19 protein-coding genes are annotated in these 19335 nt (G+C 53.9%); 11 read left to right on the top strand and 8 right to left on the bottom strand.

Annotated elements, in window-relative coordinates; all coding sequences use genetic code 11:
- Positions 1-64 precede the first annotated feature (64 nt).
- The 5 genes from nudF to parE all read left to right on the top strand — a co-directional run bounded on the left by nudF (position 65) and on the right by parE (position 4570).
- A complete protein-coding gene (gene nudF / locus I2123_RS05145) occupies positions 65-700 on the top strand; it encodes an ADP-ribose diphosphatase (RefSeq protein ID WP_213051934.1) in 636 nt (211 codons plus the stop codon).
- Complete coding sequence (locus I2123_RS05150) at positions 697-1122, top strand: DUF1249 family protein (protein ID WP_095923552.1); 426 nt, start codon at positions 697-699, stop codon at positions 1120-1122. The genes nudF and I2123_RS05150 overlap by 4 nt, the downstream gene beginning before the upstream one ends.
- A gap of 27 nt (positions 1123-1149) precedes the next feature.
- Positions 1150-1980 carry a 3',5'-cyclic-AMP phosphodiesterase gene (gene cpdA, locus I2123_RS05155; protein ID WP_112164658.1) on the top strand — a complete coding sequence of 277 codons (831 nt, stop codon included), beginning with the start codon at positions 1150-1152 and terminating at the stop codon, positions 1978-1980.
- Entirely contained in the window at positions 1977-2558 is a 582-nt protein-coding gene (gene yqiA / locus I2123_RS05160; RefSeq protein ID WP_112164659.1) for an esterase YqiA, read from the top strand. Before cpdA ends, yqiA begins: the two co-directional genes overlap by 4 nt.
- Positions 2559-2674: 116 nt before the next feature.
- The gene (parE, locus tag I2123_RS05165; protein ID WP_112164660.1) at positions 2675-4570 is read left to right on the top strand and encodes a DNA topoisomerase IV subunit B; all 1896 of its coding nucleotides are present in this window, start codon (positions 2675-2677) and stop codon (positions 4568-4570) included.
- Between the two features lie 82 nt (positions 4571-4652).
- Here the strand turns inward: parE and I2123_RS05170 are convergent, their stop codons facing one another.
- Positions 4653-4958, bottom strand: a complete 306-nt coding sequence (locus I2123_RS05170; protein WP_112164661.1) for a putative quinol monooxygenase — start codon at positions 4956-4958, stop codon at positions 4653-4655.
- A 31-nt stretch (positions 4959-4989) separates the two neighbouring features.
- On the bottom strand, positions 4990-5577 hold the full coding sequence (locus I2123_RS05175; protein ID WP_112164662.1) for an NAD(P)H-dependent oxidoreductase: 588 nt from the start codon (positions 5575-5577) through the stop codon (positions 4990-4992).
- A gap of 322 nt (positions 5578-5899) precedes the next feature.
- On the opposite strand from I2123_RS05175, the gene parC reads away from it, so the two are divergent.
- From parC to ftsP, 3 genes are all read left to right on the top strand, one after another.
- Entirely contained in the window at positions 5900-8173 is a 2274-nt protein-coding gene (gene parC, locus I2123_RS05180; protein WP_112164663.1) for a DNA topoisomerase IV subunit A, read from the top strand.
- Between the two features lie 217 nt (positions 8174-8390).
- Entirely contained in the window at positions 8391-9128 is a 738-nt protein-coding gene (locus tag I2123_RS05185) for a 1-acylglycerol-3-phosphate O-acyltransferase (RefSeq protein ID WP_112164664.1), read from the top strand.
- Between the two features lie 75 nt (positions 9129-9203).
- Positions 9204-10619, top strand: a complete 1416-nt coding sequence (gene ftsP, locus I2123_RS05190; protein ID WP_112164665.1) for a cell division protein FtsP — start codon at positions 9204-9206, stop codon at positions 10617-10619.
- A gap of 62 nt (positions 10620-10681) precedes the next feature.
- Here the strand turns inward: ftsP and dkgA are convergent, their stop codons facing one another.
- Positions 10682-11506 (bottom strand): 2,5-didehydrogluconate reductase DkgA, encoded by an 825-nt coding sequence (dkgA, locus tag I2123_RS05195; RefSeq protein ID WP_213051935.1) that lies wholly within the window; start codon positions 11504-11506, stop codon positions 10682-10684.
- A gap of 301 nt (positions 11507-11807) precedes the next feature.
- On the opposite strand from dkgA, the gene I2123_RS05200 reads away from it, so the two are divergent.
- On the top strand, positions 11808-12749 hold the full coding sequence (locus I2123_RS05200) for an AraC family transcriptional regulator (protein ID WP_213051936.1): 942 nt from the start codon (positions 11808-11810) through the stop codon (positions 12747-12749).
- 27 nt (positions 12750-12776) lie between these two features.
- On the opposite strand, the gene I2123_RS05205 is transcribed toward I2123_RS05200, so the two are convergent.
- The 5 genes from I2123_RS05205 to I2123_RS05225 form a co-directional block, all read right to left on the bottom strand.
- Positions 12777-13436: a DedA family protein gene (locus I2123_RS05205; protein ID WP_112164668.1), complete on the bottom strand. Its 660-nt coding sequence runs from the start codon at positions 13434-13436 to the stop codon at positions 12777-12779.
- Between the two features lie 239 nt (positions 13437-13675).
- On the bottom strand, positions 13676-14869 hold the full coding sequence (gene metC / locus I2123_RS05210; protein ID WP_112164669.1) for a cystathionine beta-lyase: 1194 nt from the start codon (positions 14867-14869) through the stop codon (positions 13676-13678).
- Between the two features lie 180 nt (positions 14870-15049).
- Entirely contained in the window at positions 15050-16342 is a 1293-nt protein-coding gene (locus tag I2123_RS05215) for a TRAP transporter large permease (protein ID WP_112164670.1), read from the bottom strand.
- A 13-nt stretch (positions 16343-16355) separates the two neighbouring features.
- Positions 16356-16868 (bottom strand): TRAP transporter small permease, encoded by a 513-nt coding sequence (locus tag I2123_RS05220; protein ID WP_112164671.1) that lies wholly within the window; start codon positions 16866-16868, stop codon positions 16356-16358.
- 60 nt (positions 16869-16928) lie between these two features.
- The gene (locus I2123_RS05225; protein ID WP_112164672.1) at positions 16929-17906 is read right to left on the bottom strand and encodes a TRAP transporter substrate-binding protein; all 978 of its coding nucleotides are present in this window, start codon (positions 17904-17906) and stop codon (positions 16929-16931) included.
- A gap of 25 nt (positions 17907-17931) precedes the next feature.
- On the opposite strand from I2123_RS05225, the gene I2123_RS05230 reads away from it, so the two are divergent.
- A complete protein-coding gene (locus tag I2123_RS05230) occupies positions 17932-18084 on the top strand; it encodes a hypothetical protein (RefSeq protein ID WP_167457507.1) in 153 nt (50 codons plus the stop codon).
- Positions 18085-18423: 339 nt separating this feature from the next.
- Positions 18424-19329: a tol-pal system-associated acyl-CoA thioesterase gene (gene exbB / locus I2123_RS05235; protein WP_244879909.1), complete on the top strand. Its 906-nt coding sequence runs from the start codon at positions 18424-18426 to the stop codon at positions 19327-19329.
- Positions 19330-19335 lie beyond the last annotated feature (6 nt).

A 19335-nucleotide genomic window follows, 5' to 3' on the forward strand; every position in this document is an offset into this window, starting at 1 on the left:
TTTCATCAAATTGACCTCAAAAGGCGATAATTTACCTTTGTGAGGTATTAAAGGAGAACGCTCCATGTCTTCATTCAACAATTCACCGGTAAGTTTCGGCAAAGATGATGTAGAAATTATTGCACGTGAGTCACGATATAAAGGTTTTTTTTCTATTATTGCATATCGGTTTCGCCATCGTTTGTTTAATGGAGAAATGAGCGGCGAGGTGGTGCGTGAAGTTTTTGAACGCGGGCATGCGGCCGTGTTATTACCTTATGATCCTGAGCGGGATGAAGTGGTGTTGATCGAACAGGTCCGCATCCCATGCATTGATTCCAGTGATACCCCATGGCTTCTGGAGATGGTCGCCGGTATCATTGAAGAGGGCGAAACGGTAGAAGAAGTCGCCCGCCGTGAAGCGCTGGAAGAAGCGAACATTGTGGTGAAACGTTGTAAACCGGTGCTGAATTATCTTGCGAGCCCCGGTGGTACAAGCGAACGTCTCTCCATCATGGTCGGTGAAGTCGACGCCACCACGGCAGAAGGAATTCACGGTCTGGAAGCAGAGAATGAAGACATCCGGGTACACGTTGTGAGCCGCGAACAGGCTTACCGCTGGGTGGAAGAAGGAGCGATAGACAATGCGGCGTCAGTGATTGCTCTGCAATGGCTGCAACTGCACTATGAATCCCTGAGAAAAGAGTGGGCCAACGAATGATTAAGCGCTATACCCCTGATTTCCCTGAAATGATGAGATTGTGCGAAACCAATTTCGCGCAATTGCGCCGTTTAATGCCGCGCACAGATGAGCCTGGCGAAACAGTGACATATCAGGTGAGTAGCGCCACGTATTGCCTGACGATCCTTGAATCGACGCGCTATACGTCCCTGGTAGAAATAAAACAGACTGCGCCTGCGGTCAGCTACTGGAGTTTGCCGTCGCTGACGGTCAGGCTCTATCACGATGCGATGGTGGCGGAAGTGTGTGCAAGTCAGCAGATCTTTCGCTTCAAAGCACGCTATGATTATCCTAATAAAAAGTTGCATCAGCGTGATGAAAAGCATCAAATTAACCAGTTCCTTGCGGACTGGCTGCGTTATTGCCTTGCGCACGGAGCGATGGCAATTCCGGTTTGTTAGACAGACTTCAATAACAAAGGAAACGATTTGGAAAGCCTGTTTAAACTGCCTTTGGTAAATGGGGCCAAAGTCAGAGTTCTACAGATTACCGATACCCATCTTTTTGCCGGTGAAGATGAAACGTTGTTGGGCGTGAATACGTTTAACAGCTATCGCGCTGTGCTGGACGCTATCAAGGCGCAGCAGCGCGAAGTCGATATCATCGCCGCGACAGGGGATTTGGCTCAGGATCAGTCGGTGGCGGCATACCATCAGTTTTGCCGTGGCATCAGCGAACTGCCTGCGCCCTGTGTCTGGCTTCCCGGAAACCATGATTTCCAGCCGGCGATGTTTGAAACCCTGCACGACGCCGGGATCAACCCGTCGAAGCACGTTCTGCTCGGCGATCACTGGCAAATCATTCTGCTCGATACGCAGGTCTTTGGCGTGCCGCACGGTGAGCTGAGCGAATATCAGCTGGAGTGGATGGAGCGCTGCCTGAAAGCCTATCCGGATCGCTACACTTTGCTGATGTTGCATCACCATCCGCTGCCATCTGGCTGTACGTGGCTCGATCAGCACAGCCTGCGCAACGCGCACATGCTGGCGAATACGCTGGTGAACTACCCGAAAGTGAATACGCTGCTGTGCGGCCATATTCATCAGGAACTGGATCTCGACTGGTATGGACGTCGTCTGTATGCCACGCCGTCGACCTGCGTTCAGTTCAAACCGCACTGCACCAATTTCACCATTGATACCGTTGCGCCGGGCTGGCGTTATCTGGATTTATATCCGGATGGCCGCGTGGAAACGCAGGTATTCCGTCTCGAATCCACCGAGTTTCACCCGGATACGGAATCGGACGGATACGAATGAACACCCTATTGTACCTGCATGGGTTCAACAGCTCCCCAAACTCGGCTAAAGCGACGTTGCTGAAAAACTGGCTGGCGGAACATCATCCGCGTATTGATATGGTGACGCCGCAGTTGCCGCCGTATCCGTCCGAGGCCGCCGAGTTACTGGAAACGCTGGTGATACAAAATGCCGGTAAGAAACTGGGCATTGTTGGCTCCTCGCTCGGCGGGTATTACGCCACGTGGTTATCGCAGTGTTTTGCCCTACCGGCGGTGGTGGTGAACCCGGCAGTCAAGCCTTATGAGCTGCTGATCGACTTTCTCGGGCAAAACGAGAACCCCTACACGGGCCAGCAATATGTGTTAGAGTCACGCCACGTTTACGATCTGAAAGTGATGCAGATCGAACCGCTGGAGTCGCCGGATTTACTCTGGTTATTACAGCAAACGGGCGATGAAATTCTCGATTACCGTCAGGCTGTGGCATATTACACCACCTGTCGTCAGACGGTTGAACCCGAGGGAAATCATGCATTTGTCGGCTTTGAGCGTTATTTTTCGCCGATTGTCGATTTCCTCGAACTGGCCGCAGACTAACATCGCAGGGTGACGTTCTCCCCGGATGTTGAGCGTCTGCGTGCTGCCAGTGCTTTTCCTCCCGCCCACATACTGTATCGTTAGCCCACAAACCTATGAGCCACGAATAATCAACGATGAGCCAATCTACTTATAACGCGGATTCCATAGAGGTCCTCAGCGGACTTGAACCGGTGCGCCGCCGTCCGGGCATGTACACCGATACCACCCGGCCAAACCACCTCGGCCAGGAAGTGATTGATAACAGCGTGGATGAGGCATTAGCCGGCCACGCCAAACGTATCGAAGTCATTCTGCACGAAGACCAGTCTCTTGAAGTCATCGATGATGGCCGTGGTATGCCGGTGGATATCCACGCAGAAGAAGGCGTGCCCGCCGTCGAACTGATTTTCTGCCGTCTGCACGCGGGCGGTAAATTCTCTAACAAAAACTACCAGTTCTCCGGCGGCCTGCATGGCGTGGGGATTTCGGTGGTCAACGCCTTATCCAAGCGCGTCGAAGTGGCGGTAAAACGCGGCGGCGAAGTGTATGAGATGGCATTTGAAAATGGCGATAAAGTTGAAGATCTGCATGTCACCGGCACCTGCGGTAAACGCAATACCGGCACCAGCGTTCACTTCTGGCCAGACGTCAGCTTCTTCGACAGCCCGCGTTTTTCGGTCAGCCGCCTCAGCCATTTGCTGAAAGCCAAGGCCGTACTGTGTCCGGGTGCTGAGATCATTTTCAAAGACAAGGTGAATAACACCGAGCAACGCTGGTGTTATGAAGACGGGCTGACCGACTACCTGATGGAAGCGGTCAACGGCCTCATCACTTTGCCGGAAAAAGCCTTTGTCGGTGCATTTGCCGGTGATATCGAAGCGGTAGACTGGGCGCTGCTGTGGCTGCCGGAAGGCGGCGAACTGCTGACCGAAAGCTACGTCAACCTGATCCCAACCATGCAGGGCGGTACGCACGTCAACGGTCTGCGTCAGGGGCTGCTCGATGCGATGCGCGAGTTCTGCGAATTCCGCAATATTCTGCCGCGCGGCGTCAAGCTTTCTGCGGAAGATATCTGGGAACGTTGCGCGTATGTGCTTTCGGTAAAAATGCAGGATCCGCAATTTGCCGGTCAGACCAAAGAGCGTCTCTCTTCCCGTCAGTGCGCTGCGTTTGTTTCCGGCGTGGTGAAAGATGCCTTCAGCCTGTGGCTGAACCAGAATGTCCATGCGGCAGAACAACTGGCAGAACTGTGCATTTCCAGCGCTCAGCGCCGTTTGCGCGCCGCCAAAAAAGTGGTGCGTAAGAAGCTGACCAGCGGCCCTGCGCTGCCGGGTAAACTGGCGGACTGTACGTCGCAGGATCTGAACATGACCGAACTGTTCCTGGTGGAAGGGGATTCCGCAGGCGGCTCGGCTAAACAGGCGCGCGACCGTGAATATCAGGCGATCATGCCGCTTAAGGGTAAGATCTTAAATACGTGGGAAGTCTCTTCCGATGAAGTCCTGGCGTCACAGGAAGTGCACGATATTTCTGTGGCCATTGGTATCGATCCGGACAGCGAAGACCTGACACAGCTGCGTTACGGTAAAGTCTGTATTCTTGCGGATGCGGACTCCGACGGCTTACACATCGCCACGCTGCTGTGCGCGCTGTTTGTCCGTCACTTCCGATCTCTGGTGCGCGGCGGCCACGTGTATGTTGCGATGCCGCCTCTTTACCGTATCGATCTGGGCAAAGAAGTGTTCTATGCGCTGGATGAGCAGGAAAAAGAAGGCGTGCTGGATCAGCTGAAACGTAAGAAAGGTAAGCCGAACGTCCAGCGCTTTAAAGGGCTGGGTGAGATGAACCCGTTGCAGCTGCGCGAAACCACGCTCGATCCGAATACCCGTCGTCTGGTTCAGCTGACTATCGATGAGAACGATATCGATCAGACGCTGCGCATGATGGATATGCTGCTGGCGAAAAAACGGTCTGAAGATCGCCGTAACTGGTTGCAGGAAAAGGGCGATACCGCCGAACTGGACGTTTAATCCCCTCAGACTGCGCCATAAAAAAATGCCGGACGCTTTGCAGCGCCGGCATTTTTGTTTTAAACAAAGGCAGATTTTAGGATCAGGCTTTTTCGATAATATGGATCACCACATCCAGCACGTCGGCTTTGATGTTTTCACGGTGCTTGTCCATGTGCGGTGCCTGCTGATGCGCTTCGAGGTGCGCAAGGCTTTCCCAATCTTCCAGCATGAAAATGGAATCAGGAACGGTTTTACGCCATGGGATCTGGCCGTTGAAATCAATGTAAGGCTCATAGCGGTGGCAACCTTTCTCTTCGAGAACACTTGGCAGCAGCGCGGTGATTTTATCCATGACCGCATCGCGGCGGCCCGCTTTTACTTTGATTTCGGCGATAACAGTGATCATAACTACCTCATTACACGAATGACTTTTTACCTTAGGCCTGACCGAACACATTTTCAAGGTGCGCGCGGTAACGGGCGAAATCACCTTCGATATCAGGCTGCTTGATCACGTCGTTACACATGAAGGTCGGCAGGGTGTCCAGACCGATGAACTGGTTGGCTTTATGCTGTGCCAGATAGACACCGTCAACGCCCACGCCGTGGAAGAATTGTTCTTTATCGTCGAATGCTTCCAGCGGCGCATTCCAGGTCACGGAAAGCATGTAGCATTTGCCCTGCAACAGGCCGCCGGAACCGTATTTTTTCGCACCGTCTGAACGGGTACGGCCATCACTGGCGTAGAGTTTGCCGTGGCCTTCGGTGAAGATTTCATCGATGTATTTTTTCAGCGTCCACGGCATGCCCATCCACCAGCCTGGTTGCTGATAAATGATGGCATCGGCCCACAGGTAGCTGTCGATTTCGGTCTGAACGTCGTAACCCTCTTCAAGCACGGTCACGCGTACGTCATGCCCCGCGTCACGCAGGAAGCTGGACGCGACGTCGGTCAGGCTGTTGTTCAGTGCACCTTTGGAGTGGGCAAAAGTTTTGCCGGCGTTAATAATCAGGATGTTGCTCATGGGATTTCCTTAAATGAATTCTGGCTGTCAGGCTGTTGTCACGTAGTGTACTGAACTCTGCATCGCGAAAAAATGTGATATTGCGCACAAGACTATTGACCCAGATGCAATAATCGCCCGATTTACCCGACGTATTCGCCCGTGCGGTTGGCTAAAACGGGTTAAAAACAACGCATAAATACAGCAACTATGACAGGAATACGGCAGATGATGTACTATCGCGGACATCATTGCCTCGCGGCTTGTGCCTTTGCGCGCCTGCGAGTGCAAGCTTCCTTAATTTCCAAAACGATAACGCCACGGGTCTGAGGATTAAACATCAATGAGCGAAATGACTCATGACGGAACAGAGCGTTTAGCACTGCATACGTTTACTGAGAACGCCTATCTCAACTATTCCATGTACGTCATCATGGACCGCGCGCTGCCGTTTATCGGTGACGGCCTGAAGCCGGTACAACGCCGTATTATTTATGCGATGTCCGAACTCGGCCTGAGTAATAACGCCAAATTCAAGAAATCCGCGCGTACCGTCGGTGACGTGCTGGGTAAATACCATCCGCACGGCGACAGCGCCTGCTACGAAGCCATGGTGCTGATGGCGCAGCCATTCTCTTACCGCTATCCGCTGGTTGACGGGCAGGGGAACTGGGGTGCACCAGATGACCCGAAATCCTTCGCCGCGATGCGTTATACGGAATCGCGCCTGTCCAAATATGCCGAAGTGCTGCTGCGCGAGCTCGGTCAGGGTACCGTGGATTATGTCCCGAACTTTGACGGCACCATGCAGGAGCCGAAAATGCTGCCTGCGCGCCTGCCCAACATTCTGCTGAACGGCACCACCGGCATCGCCGTGGGTATGGCGACGGATATTCCGCCGCATAACATCCGTGAAGTTGCCGCTGCTGCCGTCGCGCTGCTGGAAAAACCGGGCAGTTCACTCGATGACCTGCTGGAATTCGTGCAGGGGCCTGACTTCCCGACCGAAGCGGAAATCATCACGCCGCGCAGCGAAATCCGCAAAATGTACGAATCGGGCAAAGGCTCGGTGCGCATGCGTGCGGTCTGGCATAAAGAAGATGGCAGTGCGGTGATCACCGCATTGCCGCATCAGGTCTCCGGTGCGAAAGTGCTGGAGCAAATCGCCAGCCAGATGCGTGCCAAAAAGCTGCCGATGGTCGAAGATCTTCGTGACGAATCCGACCACGAAAACCCGACCCGTCTGGTGGTGGTGCCGCGATCCAACCGTATCGATCTCGATCAGGTCATGAATCACCTGTTTGTAACCACCGATCTGGAACGCAGCTACCGCATCAACATGAACATGATCGGGCTGGATCACCGTCCGCAGGTCAAAGGGCTGGTGGAAATCCTCACCGAATGGCTGGCCTACCGCCGCGATACCGTGCGCCGCCGCCTGAATTTCCGCCTCGATAAAGTTCTGAAACGCCTGCATATTCTCGAAGGTTTACTGATAGCCTTCCTGAACATTGATGAAGTGATCCACATCATCCGTACCGAGGACGAGCCAAAGCCGGTGCTGATGCAGCGTTTTGAGCTGTCTGATACGCAGGCCGAAGCGATCCTCGAGTTGAAATTGCGCCATTTGGCGAAACTCGAAGAAACGAAAATTCGCGGTGAGCAGGATGAGCTGGCGAAAGAACGCGATCAGTTGCAGGCATTGCTGGGCTCAGAACGTAAACTCAGCACGCTTATCCGCAAAGAAATTCAGGCCGATGCTGAATCCTTTGGCGACGATCGCCGCTCTCCAATCATTGAGCGTGAAGAAGCGAAAGCGATGAGCGAGCACGACTTCGTGCCGTCCGAGCCAGTGACTATCGTGCTGTCTGAATCTGGCTGGGTGCGCAGCGCCAAAGGCCATGACATTGATGCTTCCGGTTTAAGCTATAAAGCCGGTGACAGCTTCCGTGCCGCCGCCAAAGGTAAGAGCAATCAGCCGGTGGTGTTTATCGATTCCACAGGCCGCAGCTACGCGCTGGATCCGATGACGTTGCCTTCCGCGCGCGGGCAGGGCGAGCCGCTGACCGGCAAACTGACGCCACCGCCGGGTGCGACGATTGAACATGTGATCATGGCACAGGACGACCAGAAACTGCTGATGGCCTCCGATGCCGGTTACGGTTTCGTGTGTACCTTCAACGATTTAGTGGCGCGTAACCGTGCCGGTAAAGCGATGATTACCTTGCCGGAAAACGCCAAAGCCTTTGCCCCCGTTGAGCTTAATGGCGCGGATGATATGCTGCTGTCCGTAACTGCCGCTGGCCGCATGCTGTTGTTCCCGGTGGCGGATTTACCGCAACTGTCGAAAGGCAAGGGTAACAAAATCGTATCAATTCCTTCTGCGCAGGCCGCTTCCGGTGAAGATAAACTCGCCTGGTTGCTGGTTCTGCCGCCGCAGACGTCGATCACCCTGCACGTTGGTAAGCGCAAACTGCTGTTGCGTCCTGAAGATTTGCAGAAATTCCGCGCGGAACGCGGGCGCAAGGGAACCCTTCTGCCACGCGGCCTGCAACGGATCGATCGCGTCGAAGTGGATGCGCCTGCCCGCAGTAAAGGCGGCGACAGCGAAGAATAACGCGCTGGCTCATCGGCACGGACAGGGCACATTTGTGCCCTGTCTACGTTGTGGCGTTCAGCTATTGTTTGGGACTGTTGTGCAGTGCAAAGATTTTACATTTGTATAAACAAAACCGTTGTATAGCGTCGAATCAGGCTTGAGAATAGTTCGGCGCACAGGGATCTAAACTGCACAGGTTTCTTACCGGCTTCGGCTGTAGTTTTAAGAGGATGTTATGTTATTTATTTTACGACTGATAATCGTGGTGATTTACTCGATTCTGGTAAGTTTTTTTGGCTGTATCTATTGTCTGTCTAGCCCGCGTAATCCGAAACATGTGGCGACATTCGGAAAGTTATTTGGAAATCTGGCGCCGGTATTTGGCCTGACCGTTGAAAAGCGTATTCCCGCGGAGGCGCCGAACAACGGTAAATGCATTTATATCGCCAACCATCAGAACAATTACGATATGGTGACCGCCTCGTCGGTTGTCATGCCCGGTACCGTCACCGTCGGTAAAAAAAGTCTGGTCTGGATCCCGTTTTTTGGTCAGCTGTACTGGCTCACCGGCAACCTGCTGATTGACCGTAATAACCGCGCGAAAGCCCACGGTACGATTTCGCAGGTTGTGAACCAGATTAAGAAAAAGAACCTGTCTATCTGGATGTTCCCTGAAGGAACGCGCAGCCGCGGTCGTGGCCTGATGCCGTTTAAAACGGGCGCTTTCCACGCAGCGATTTCAGCCGGAGTGCCGATCGTGCCAATTTGCGTATCGAACACCAATGGCAAAGTGAAGCTCAACCGCTGGTCCAACGGCCACGTCATTGTTGAGATGCTGCCGCCTGTAGATACAACCGGCTACACGAAAGACCGTTTGCGCGAATTATCTGAACACTGTCATAAGCTGATGGCGGATAAAATTGCTGAGCTTGATGCCGAAGTGGCGCTGCGCGAAGCCGCAGAAAAAAAATAAAAGTCATTAAATATCACATTAAAACCCGCTGCCATTGATGGCGACGGGGCCTACTTTTGTTTTCATGGAGAAGATATGTCACTCAGTCGTCGCTCGTTCCTGCAAGCCTCCGGCGTGGCTCTTGCCGCAGGTGCTCTGCCATTGAAAGCAGAAGCGAGTGGTTCGCAACCGGCCTTGCCTGTTCCGCCGCTGCTAGAATCGCGTCGCGGACAACCCCTGTTCCTTACGTTGCAATCCGCCCATTGGTCGTTCCTTGGCGGTGCCAAAGCGCCTGTCTGGGGCATCAACGGCATGTATCTCGGGCCGACGGTGAAAGTGCACAGCGGGGATGACGTGAAGCTGATTTACAGCAATCGTCTGGCTGAACCGGTGTCGATGACCATCAGCGGTCTGCTGGAACCGGGCACACTGACCGGCGGTGGTGCGCGCATGATGTCACCGGGCGTGGACTGGTCGCCGGTCTTGCCTATCCGTCAGCCAGCGGCGACGTGCTGGTATCACGCCAATACGCCAAACCGCATGGGACCGCACGTCTATAACGGGCTGGCGGGAATGTGGATTGTCGAGGATGAAATCAGCAAAAATCTGCCGTTGCCGAATCATTACGGCGTCGATGATTTCCCGCTGATCATTCAGGACAAACGTCTGGACGGTTTTGGTGTGCCGCAATACGACACACCCGCATCGGGCGGCTTCTTCGGCGATACCATGCTGGTGAATGGCGTGCAGAGCCCGTTCGTCGAAGTCTCACGCGGCTGGGTACGTTTGCGTTTACTGAATGCGTCCAATGCGCGTCGTTACGAACTGAGCATGAGTGACGGTCGCCCGTTCCACGTCGTGGCCTCGGATCTCGGTTTCCTGCCTGCGCCAATGACTGTGCAGCGTTTATCCCTTGCACCCGGCGAGCGCCGCGAAGTGCTGGTGGATATGTCGCAAGGTGAAGAAGTCTCGATTACCGCCGGTGAAGCGGCGGGCGTGATGGAGCGTTTGCGCGGGTTGTTTGAGCCATCGAGTATTCTGGTATCCACGCTGGTGCTGACGCTAAAACCGACCGGCCTGCTGCCTTTGGTAACGGATAATCTGCCGATGCGTTTACTGGCCGATCAAATTCTCTCCGGCAACGTGATCCGCACCCGTGACCTGCGCCTCGGCGACAGCCAGCCGGGCGTTAACGGCGCCATGTGGGACATCAACCGTATTGACCTCACCGCCCAGCAGGGGACGTGGGAGCGCTGGACAATACACGCGGACATGCCGCAATCGTTCCATGTCGAGGGTGTATCCTTCCTGGTGAAAAGCGTCAACGGTGCTGCGCCGCTGGTGGAAGATGCCGGATTCAAAGATACGGTCTGGGTCGATGGCGATGTGGAGTTACTGGTGTATTTCAACCAGCCGTCATACGAGCATTTCCCGTTTGTGTATCGCAGCGGCGCGCTGGAACTGGCGGATCGTGGTTCAGCAGGCAATATGCTGGTTCAGCCGTCGATGTAACGATTTCGATGCCAAAAAAAACCCGCCAAGGCGGGTTTTTTAGTTTCCAGAACACTGCAGGATTACAGCCCCTTTTCAGGATCTGGCCCCAGACGGTGCTCTTTATCCAGTTTGGTCACTTCCGCCAGCTCTTCTTTCTCCAGTTTAAAATCAAACACGTCGAAGTTTTCGTGGATGCGTTTTGGTGTGACAGATTTCGGGATAACGATCAGCCCGTTATCCAGATGCCAGCGGATCACAATCTGCGCCGGGGTTTTATCGTATTTATCTGCCAGTTTCTGAATCAGCGGCTGATCGAAAACGCCTTCGCCGCCTTGTGCCAGAGGGCTCCAGGATTCGGTGGCGATATTGTGCGTGGCGTTCCAGGAATGCAGCTGACGCTGTTGCATCAGCGGGTGCAGCTCAATCTGGTTCACCACCGGGAAAATCCCGGTTTCATCTTTCAGTTTCTGCAAATGGGCGAGCGGGAAGTTACACACGCCGACGCTTTTCGCCAGACCCTCTTCTTTCAGCTTCAGCAGTGCTTTCCATGCTTCAACATAGTTGCCCTGTTGCGGCTGCGGCCAGTGGATCAGGTACAGATCGATATAATCGGTTTGCAGTTTTTTAAGGCTGGTTTCCAGCGCTTTTGGCGCATTCAGCTGATCGTCATTCCACAATTTGGTGGTGATGAACAGCTCTTCACGAGGAACGAGATTAGCGGCGATCGCTTCGCCAACGCCTTCCTCATTCTTGTAAATGGCGGCGGTATCGATATGACGATAACCGGTTTCAATGGCGGTTTTTACCGCCGCAGTAGCATCCTGATTACTGGCTTTCCATACGCCAAGTCCTAACTGAGGCATCAGGTTGCCATCGTGAAGTTTTATGATGGGTTGAGCTGCCATGAGTTTCTCCTTATGGGCGGACCGTAATTGACATCGTGCCCGCTGAAATACGCGGGCACAGACAGAAATGGGGCTTTAGCCTGAGACTAAGTCTAGTTAACGAAACGGCATCTTGCTGAGCAAGCTACTGATTTTATTTTCAACTCACCGATCGTTTGACGGTTTTTACTGTACGTCCAAACTGCCGCAGGGAAGATGCTCAATCCTGCTTAAGGCTTGCCTGTTTCTGCTTGTCTCTGTAGAAATGATGGCGGATATGGCACTATCAGTGATGGTTTATCGGAAACGGGATGAAGTTAATATGGAAAACGTGGACAGCTTATGTGCCCGCATGTCGGCACGTGTCGCGCAGCTGAGCGGTGACAAAATACTCAGTAAATCGGCGGTGCCGCAGGTCACGTTGATGTATACCACGCAGTACCATGCGCGCCAGCCGGTGCTCTATAATCCCGGCGTGGTGATCCTGTTTCAGGGGAGTAAAGTGGGCTATCTTGGCAAAAAAACGTTCTCCTACGATCCGCACAATTACCTGATGCTGACGGTGCCGTTGCCGTTCGAATGCGAAACTTTCGGCAGCCCGGAACAACCGATGGCCGGTATTCAGATCAGTATCGATAATCTGATGTTGCAGGATTTACTGATGGATATGGGCGATGAGGCGATGGCGCATCAGCGCGAGTCTTCCACCGGTATCAATTCCGGCATTTTGGATGACGACATTCTGTGCGCCACTGAACGTCTGCTGGATGTGATGGATAAACCGCTGCACGCCCGTGTACTGGGCCCGAAAATCATCCGCGAGATTTTGTTCTTTATTCTGACCAGCGAAAACGGCGGGGCGTTGCAGGCGCTGGTCAACCGCCATACGCACTTCAGCCAGATAACCAAATCCTTGCGCCGCATTGAAGCTCAGTATGCCGATAATCTCAGCGTCGAAATTCTGGCGAGTGAAGTGAACATGAGCGTCTCGGCGTTTCATCACAACTTCAAAGCCGTGACCAGCACGTCGCCGTTGCAATACCTGAAAACGTATCGGCTGCATAAAGCACGCATGATGATGATTTACGACGGATTAAAAGCCAGTTCGGCGGCATTGCAGGTGGGTTACGAAAGCGCGTCGCAGTTCAGCCGCGAGTTTAAGCGTTACTTTGGCGTGACCCCAAGCGACGAAATTGCGCGCCTGAGGGAAGGGCATTTTGGCGCAGTGGCTGTCGCCGATGCATCATTTAAAGCGGTATTCTAGCTGGCGAGAATAGCGAACAGACTGGCCTCAGGCGTGGGCTTTGCGGTTTTTCCACAGCACCACGAGACCGCCCGCAAGGCCAATCACCAGCAGCAGCACCGGTAAAATCATCAGCCCGGCCATGACCTGATCTTCATGACGTTTCACCAGCGGAATGTGGCTCATGGCAAATCCCAGCGTAATGACTACACCCACCCACAGAATGGCGCTCAGCCAGTTAAAGAACTGGAAACGTGCATTATTGAGGCCGGAGATCCCGGCCATGGTCGGCAGCAGGGTGCGCACAAACGCCAGAAAACGGCCCGCCAGCAGCGCCATCAAACCGTGCTCAATGAACATCCGGTGTGCGCGCTGATGATAATGCGCCGGTAGCTGCAACAGCCAGCCTTTCACCACGCGGGTATGCCCGAGCCATCGCCCCTGTATATAGCTCAGCCAGCAGCCAAGGCTGGCAGCGATCACCAGAATAATCAGCGTCGGGAAAAAGCTCATTACACCTTTGGCGATGAGCGCACCGGTCAGCAGCAGCAGGCTGTCGCCGGGCAGGAAAGAGGCGGGAAGCAATCCGTTTTCAAGGAACAGCGTGGTGAACAGGACAGCATAAATAACCCAAAGCAAATTGGGGTCGGCGAGCATAGTAAAATCATGCCGCCAGAGTGCATGAAAAATGTCGCAAATAACTGCCATATTCTGTCCTGTTGCTGTTCGTGTGCTGTTCGTGTGCTGTTCGTGACAACTTTTGTCGATTCTAAGTGTACCGTAATTCGCGTTTTGAGATGTTGATCTGGGAACGCTCTGTTCGAAATGTAACCTCCGGGAATTATTGCCAGAGGTTATGGGTAGAGCTTACAGAGTATTCTCATTCTACGAATGGAAATCCGACAGATACCTTAACGATCTGAGCAGTCTGTCGCAATCCCTGTGTCTCAGACCGTGGCAATCCGTTCAAACGCCGCGCTCAGATCGGCGATCAAATCATCACAATGCTCCAGGCCGATATGAAGACGCACCAGCGTGCCGGTGAAATCGATGGTTTCTGCCGGACGGATTGCCTGAATTTCTTCCGGCTGATTGGCCAGAACCAGCGATTCAAAACCGCCCCAGGAATACGCCATGCTGAAATGCTCGAAGTGATCAAGATAGTCTGAAAGCTGTTGCTTGCTCAGCCGCTGTTTCAGCACAAACGAAAAAAGGCCACAGCTACCGGTGAAATCGCGTTTCCAGAACTCATGGCCTTTGCTGCCCGGCAATGCCGGATGATTCACCACCGCCACTTCAGGGCGCGTTGCCAGCCACTGCGCGATATGCAGGCTGCTTTCTGCGTGCTGTTTCAGGCGGATGCCCATGGTGCGTAAACCGCGGCTGGCGACGTAGGCCGTATCGGCGTCAACCATTTGCCCCATCAGATAGGAATGCTCGCGCAGCTGCTCCCAGCATCGTGCATTGGAAACGGCGGTGCCGATCATTGCATCGGAATGCCCGACGATATATTTGGTTCCCGCCTGAATCGAAATATCGATATCAAACTCCAGCGCCTTAAACAGAATACCCGCCGCCCAGGTATTATCGATCATGATGACGACGTCCGGGGACACCGCTCGTACCGCTTTCACCATCGCCGGAATATCCGGTACTTCCATGGTGATTGAACCCGGTGATTCGAGGAACACCACTTTGGTGTTCGGTTGCATCAGCGCTCCCAAACCGCCACCCATGTCTGATGGGAAATAGGTGGTAGAAACTCCCAGTTTCTTCAGCACTTTTTCACAGAAATCCTGCGTTGGTTCGTAAGAAGAACCGGCCACCAGAATGTGGTCACCGGCACTGACAAACGACAGCACCGCATTGCTGACCGCCGCCGCGCCGCACGGATAGAGCGCACAGCCCGCGCCACCTTCCAGTTCGACCATCGCTTCCTGCAATGAGAAATGTGTCAGGGTGCCGCGACGGCCATAGAACAGCTCGCCGTTAGCGCGGTTGGCAGTGGCGTGTTTTTTTTCGGCTACCGTTTCAAATACCAGCGATGACGCGCGCTGGATAACCGCATTCACTGAACCCTGCGTGAATTTCTTGTCCCGTCCGGCACTGACCAGCGCGGTTTCAATTTTCTTAGACGACATAATCCGTATTTCACCCTGATTGATTTTGGAGATCGGCGCGCTGTCGCGTCCGCTGACATGTCTTTAAGTTAACATGAGGAATTTCAGGGATCTGTCTTTTGCCGGGTGAATGAAAAAATTTCAGTCAAAAAAAGCCCGTTCGCAGAACGGGCAGAGGAGAAACCAGACACAAAGGAAAAATTAACCCGTATAGACCCCAAACAGTTTGGGCAGGAACAGTGAGATTGACGGGATGTAGGTCACCAGCATCAGCACCACAAACAGCACGCAGTAGAACGGCAACATGGCTTTGACGACTTTCTCGATGCTCTGTTTACTCACCGCACTGGCGACGAACAGCACCGAACCGACCGGCGGTGTGATAAGCCCGATCCCCAGATTGACCAGCATGATCATCCCGAAATGCACCGGATCGATGCCGAGCGATAACACCACCGGCAGCAGCACTGGCGTCAGGATCAGGATGATCGGCGCCATGTCCATCAGCGTACCGATCAGCAGCAGCATGATGTTGATCCACATGAGGATCACGTACTTGTTGTCAGAGATCGAGGTAAAGAACTCGGTGATCCGCATCGGCAGCTGCATGTAGGTCATCACTGCGCCAAAGCTGGCGGCGAAGCCAATCAGGATCATCACGATACTGACCGTTTTGACCGTGCGATACATCAGTTTTGGTAGCTCACTCCACTTGTAATCGCGGTAGATAAACATGGTAACGAAGAACGACCACAGGCAGGCAATGGCGGCGGATTCCGTCGCGGTGAAAATTCCGCTAAGGATCCCACCCATGATGATGACCACTGTCATCAGGCCCCACAGCGTGTCGATGAAAATCTTCAGCGCCTGGCGGAACGGCACGCGCTCACCTTTCGGATAACCGCGCTGATGGGCAAACACCACGCACATCACCATCAGCGTCAGGCTGAGCAGCAAACCGGGCAGAATACCGGCGATGAACAGCGCGGCGATCGATACCGTACCGCCGGTCGCCAGCGAGTAAATCACTGAGTTATGGCTCGGTGGCGTGAGGATCGCCTGCACCGAACCGCTGGCGGTGACCGCAGCGGCGAAATCGCGCGGATACCCTTTTTTCTCCATTTCCGGGATCATCACCGAACCGATCGACGCGGTATCCGCCACCGACGAGCCAGAGATCGCACCGAAAAACGTCGAGGCGACAATGTTTACCAGCGACAGTCCGCCGCGGATAAATCCGACAAAGATGTAGGCAAAACTCACCAGCCTGCGGGCTATGCCACCTTCGGCCATGATTGCCCCCGCCAGAATAAAGAACGGGATCGCCAGCAATGAAAACTTGTTTACGCCGTTGGTCAACTGAATCATCAGCGCCTCAAACGGCAGGTCGATCCACCAGGCACCGGCCAGCGCGCTGAGCCCGACGGCGTACGCCACCGGCACGCCGATCGCCAGCATCACCCCCAGCGTTAAAAGTAAAATAAGTGCGTCCATAAACGTCTCCGGGTCAGGCGTCGGAATTGCCCAGCATCACCACCGGGCGCTGATGCTGCGGTCCGGCGATGATCTGCTCAATGATGAATAAAATCGTCAGGGCGGATCCTATCGGCAGCGGCAAATAGGTTTCACCGGCGGTCAGCAGTGGAAACTCCGCTACCGGTTGTGTCCAGAGTTCGCTGCACAGATGCAGGCTGTACCAGAAAATGAAAATGCTGATGGCCAGCATCATCAGATCTGACAGCAGCGCCGAGAACTTTTTTAGCGCAGGGGGCAGGCGGTCGGTGACCATCGCCACCACGATATGAGAACCGGCGCGGTAGCTGACGGCAGCGCCGATAAAGGTGAATGTCACCATGCACATAATGGCGACCGGTTCAGGCCACGACAGCGCGCTGTTCATGACGTAACGGGCGAAGATCCCGATGGGGATCACTGCCACCATTAGCAATAACGCAATCCCGGCGAGCCACATTGCGGCGCGGTAAAGGATGTCCATCAGGGTGTGATATCCGGAAATCATAAGGCTTCCCCCGGTGAGTGTCGGAAAAGGGCAGCGGTCGCTGCCCTGCAGAGACAAGGTTTACTGAACGTCGGCGATTTGCTGCATCAGTGCTTTATGGTCTTTGCCGAACTCATCGCGCACGGACTGTGTGGCTTGCACATAAGTCGCCGGATCGATTTCGTAGAATTTCACGCCACCGGCTTTCATCGTAGCGAGGGCTTTCTCGTTATAGGCTTTCCACAGCTCACGCTGCTCGTCCTGCGCTTCTTTCGACAGTTTGAGGATCAGTTGCTGGTCTTCGGGTTTCAGTTTGTCCCACTTCACTTTCGAGTACAGGAACAGCTCAGGGATAATGAAGTGACGGCTGTAGGTGTAGTTCTTCACCACCGGCAGATAGTTGTGCGCGACGAAGGTCGGCGGATTGTTTTCGGTACCGTCGATCACGCCAGTTTGCATTCCGCTGAACACTTCACTGACGCCCATCGCCACCGGATTCGCGCCCATGGCTTTCAGCGTGGCCAGCGCAATTGGGCTGCCCTGAACACGGATTTTCATTCCTTTCAGGTCTTCGGGTTTAACCACGGCTTCTTTGGTGATCAGGTTTCGCGTGCCGCCGTCCATCCAGCCGAGGAACACCAGGCGTGAATTCGGGTTGTTAGTGATCTTATCGCCGATCTCCTTACCAATCTGACCGTCGAGTACTTTGTGCATGTGGTCTTCATCACGGAATATGTAGGGCAGGGTGAAGACGTTGATTTCCGGCAAAATAGAGGCGACAGGCGTCATCGACACGCGAATGATGTCCAGCGCACCGAGCTGTGCCTGTTCAATTTCCTGCTTTTCATCGCCCAGCACACCGCCGGGGAAGGTTTTGATTTCAAGACGCCCGTCAGTTTGCTTGTGCAGCTTTTCGCCCATGTGCTGGACGGCAACGACGTTCGGGTAGCCTTGCGGATGCACATCGGCGGCTTTCAACGTCTGCGCTGACGCGGCGGAGGTAAATAACAGGGTGGCGGAACTCAGGCAAAGGCTGAGAAGTGCTTTTTGCAATTTCATCAGTTTGTCTCCAGGGGTATTCGGTATGAAAAAAGTTACAGCGAAAATGAACCGGCCGGCGCACCGCGCGCTGTCAGATCTGCATGAGAGTATTGAAAATAATGATGTAAATGAAACGGATACAGGACATGCCAGTGTGTGGTCTTTGCCCGTGCTAAGCACCTTACCCTATTTATAACTGTTGGGTATTTGAGCGTTATCACAAACTCGCAACAAATGTAAAATACTGTTACTTAATATTTAAAACGTTGTTTTGTCTTTGGTAATTGCTGGCAGATGATTGATTTAGCATAGGATTATTTGCAAAAGTGTGACGCAGATTAAACTGTCGATCTATTAACCAAAGGGTCAAAACCTTGTCATCCGTCAAGGACACTGGCGGCGTCAGGCGCGACAATGTAAATAATAATGAGAACGACTATCAATTAGGTCTTTTTATTTGATATAATTCGGCGTTATTTAACCCATATACACTGATTCTGGCTGGAGGCGACGCGTGAAAACGGCTCGCAATAAGATGAAAAAAACGACCTCTGTATTGATGTCGTTAATGTTGGTCGCTGGTTTAAGCGGCAACGCAATGGCTGCGCCTGCGACGCCGGCGGCGAATGCCGTCACTTCTGAAACCACGCAACCAGCACCTACTGCGACTGACGCTACGCCAGCGCCTGTCATGCAATCTTCGCAGACTGAAGCTCCCGTCATTCCAACCGATTTGTCCGTATTAGGCATGTACCACCATGCTGACGTGGTGGTGAAAACCGTCATGATTGGCCTGCTGCTGGCGTCAGTGGTTACCTGGGCATTGCTGTTCAGCAAAGGCTCTGAAGTGTTTACCGCCAAACGCCGTATGCGCCGCGAATTTGACGCACTGTCTTCCGTGCGTACGCTGGACGAAGCCGCTGAGCAGGCTGAAAGCTTCGCCGCCAGCAGCACCAGCGCGCAGATGATCCGCGATGCGCAGAATGAGCTCGAGCTGTCTGCCGGTTCTACCGACAACAACGGCATTAAAGAACGTACCAGCTTCCGCCTTGAGCGCCGTGTCGGCGCTGCTGGCCGTCACATGGGCCGCGGCAATGGTATTCTGGCCACTATCGGCGCGATATCGCCGTTCGTCGGCCTGTTCGGTACTGTCTGGGGCATCATGAACAGCTTCATCGGTATCGCGCAAACCCAGACCACTAACCTGGCCGTGGTTGCGCCGGGTATCGCAGAAGCACTGCTGGCAACAGCTGTGGGTCTGGTGGCCGCAATTCCTGCCGTGGTTATCTATAACATTTTCGCCCGTACCATCACGTCTTACCGCCATCAGGTAGGCGACGTGGCGGCGCAGATTATCCTGTTACAGGGCCGTGATTTGGATTTGGCTGCCAGCGAAGGCGATGCGCCGCGCGGTCAGACAGGTCAGTTACGCGTAGGATAAGAACAG

Source organism: Rahnella inusitata (assembly GCF_018288855.1).
GTDB lineage: Bacteria > Pseudomonadota > Gammaproteobacteria > Enterobacterales > Enterobacteriaceae > Rahnella > Rahnella inusitata.

Bases quoted from the DNA above. Each gene is read 5' to 3' on its own strand.
- nudF (WP_213051934.1), top strand. From the start codon at position 65: ATGTCTTCATTCAACAATTCACCGGTAAGTTTCGGCAAAGATGATGTA.
- I2123_RS05150 (WP_095923552.1), top strand. From the start codon at position 697: ATGATTAAGCGCTATACCCCTGATTTCCCTGAAATGATGAGATTGTGC.
- yqiA (WP_112164659.1), top strand. From the start codon at position 1,977: ATGAACACCCTATTGTACCTGCATGGGTTCAACAGCTCCCCAAACTCG.
- parE (WP_112164660.1), top strand. From the start codon at position 2,675: ATGAGCCAATCTACTTATAACGCGGATTCCATAGAGGTCCTCAGCGGA.
- I2123_RS05170 (WP_112164661.1), bottom strand. From the start codon at position 4,958: ATGATCACTGTTATCGCCGAAATCAAAGTAAAAGCGGGCCGCCGCGAT.
- I2123_RS05175 (WP_112164662.1), bottom strand. From the start codon at position 5,577: ATGAGCAACATCCTGATTATTAACGCCGGCAAAACTTTTGCCCACTCC.
- parC (WP_112164663.1), top strand. From the start codon at position 5,900: ATGAGCGAAATGACTCATGACGGAACAGAGCGTTTAGCACTGCATACG.
- I2123_RS05185 (WP_112164664.1), top strand. From the start codon at position 8,391: ATGTTATTTATTTTACGACTGATAATCGTGGTGATTTACTCGATTCTG.
- ftsP (WP_112164665.1), top strand. From the start codon at position 9,204: ATGTCACTCAGTCGTCGCTCGTTCCTGCAAGCCTCCGGCGTGGCTCTT.
- dkgA (WP_213051935.1), bottom strand. From the start codon at position 11,506: ATGGCAGCTCAACCCATCATAAAACTTCACGATGGCAACCTGATGCCT.
- I2123_RS05200 (WP_213051936.1), top strand. From the start codon at position 11,808: ATGGAAAACGTGGACAGCTTATGTGCCCGCATGTCGGCACGTGTCGCG.
- I2123_RS05205 (WP_112164668.1), bottom strand. From the start codon at position 13,436: ATGGCAGTTATTTGCGACATTTTTCATGCACTCTGGCGGCATGATTTT.
- metC (WP_112164669.1), bottom strand. From the start codon at position 14,869: ATGTCGTCTAAGAAAATTGAAACCGCGCTGGTCAGTGCCGGACGGGAC.
- I2123_RS05215 (WP_112164670.1), bottom strand. From the start codon at position 16,342: ATGGACGCACTTATTTTACTTTTAACGCTGGGGGTGATGCTGGCGATC.
- I2123_RS05220 (WP_112164671.1), bottom strand. From the start codon at position 16,868: ATGATTTCCGGATATCACACCCTGATGGACATCCTTTACCGCGCCGCA.
- I2123_RS05225 (WP_112164672.1), bottom strand. From the start codon at position 17,906: ATGAAATTGCAAAAAGCACTTCTCAGCCTTTGCCTGAGTTCCGCCACC.
- I2123_RS05230 (WP_167457507.1), top strand. From the start codon at position 17,932: ATGAAAAAAGTTACAGCGAAAATGAACCGGCCGGCGCACCGCGCGCTG.
- exbB (WP_244879909.1), top strand. From the start codon at position 18,424: ATGAAAAAAACGACCTCTGTATTGATGTCGTTAATGTTGGTCGCTGGT.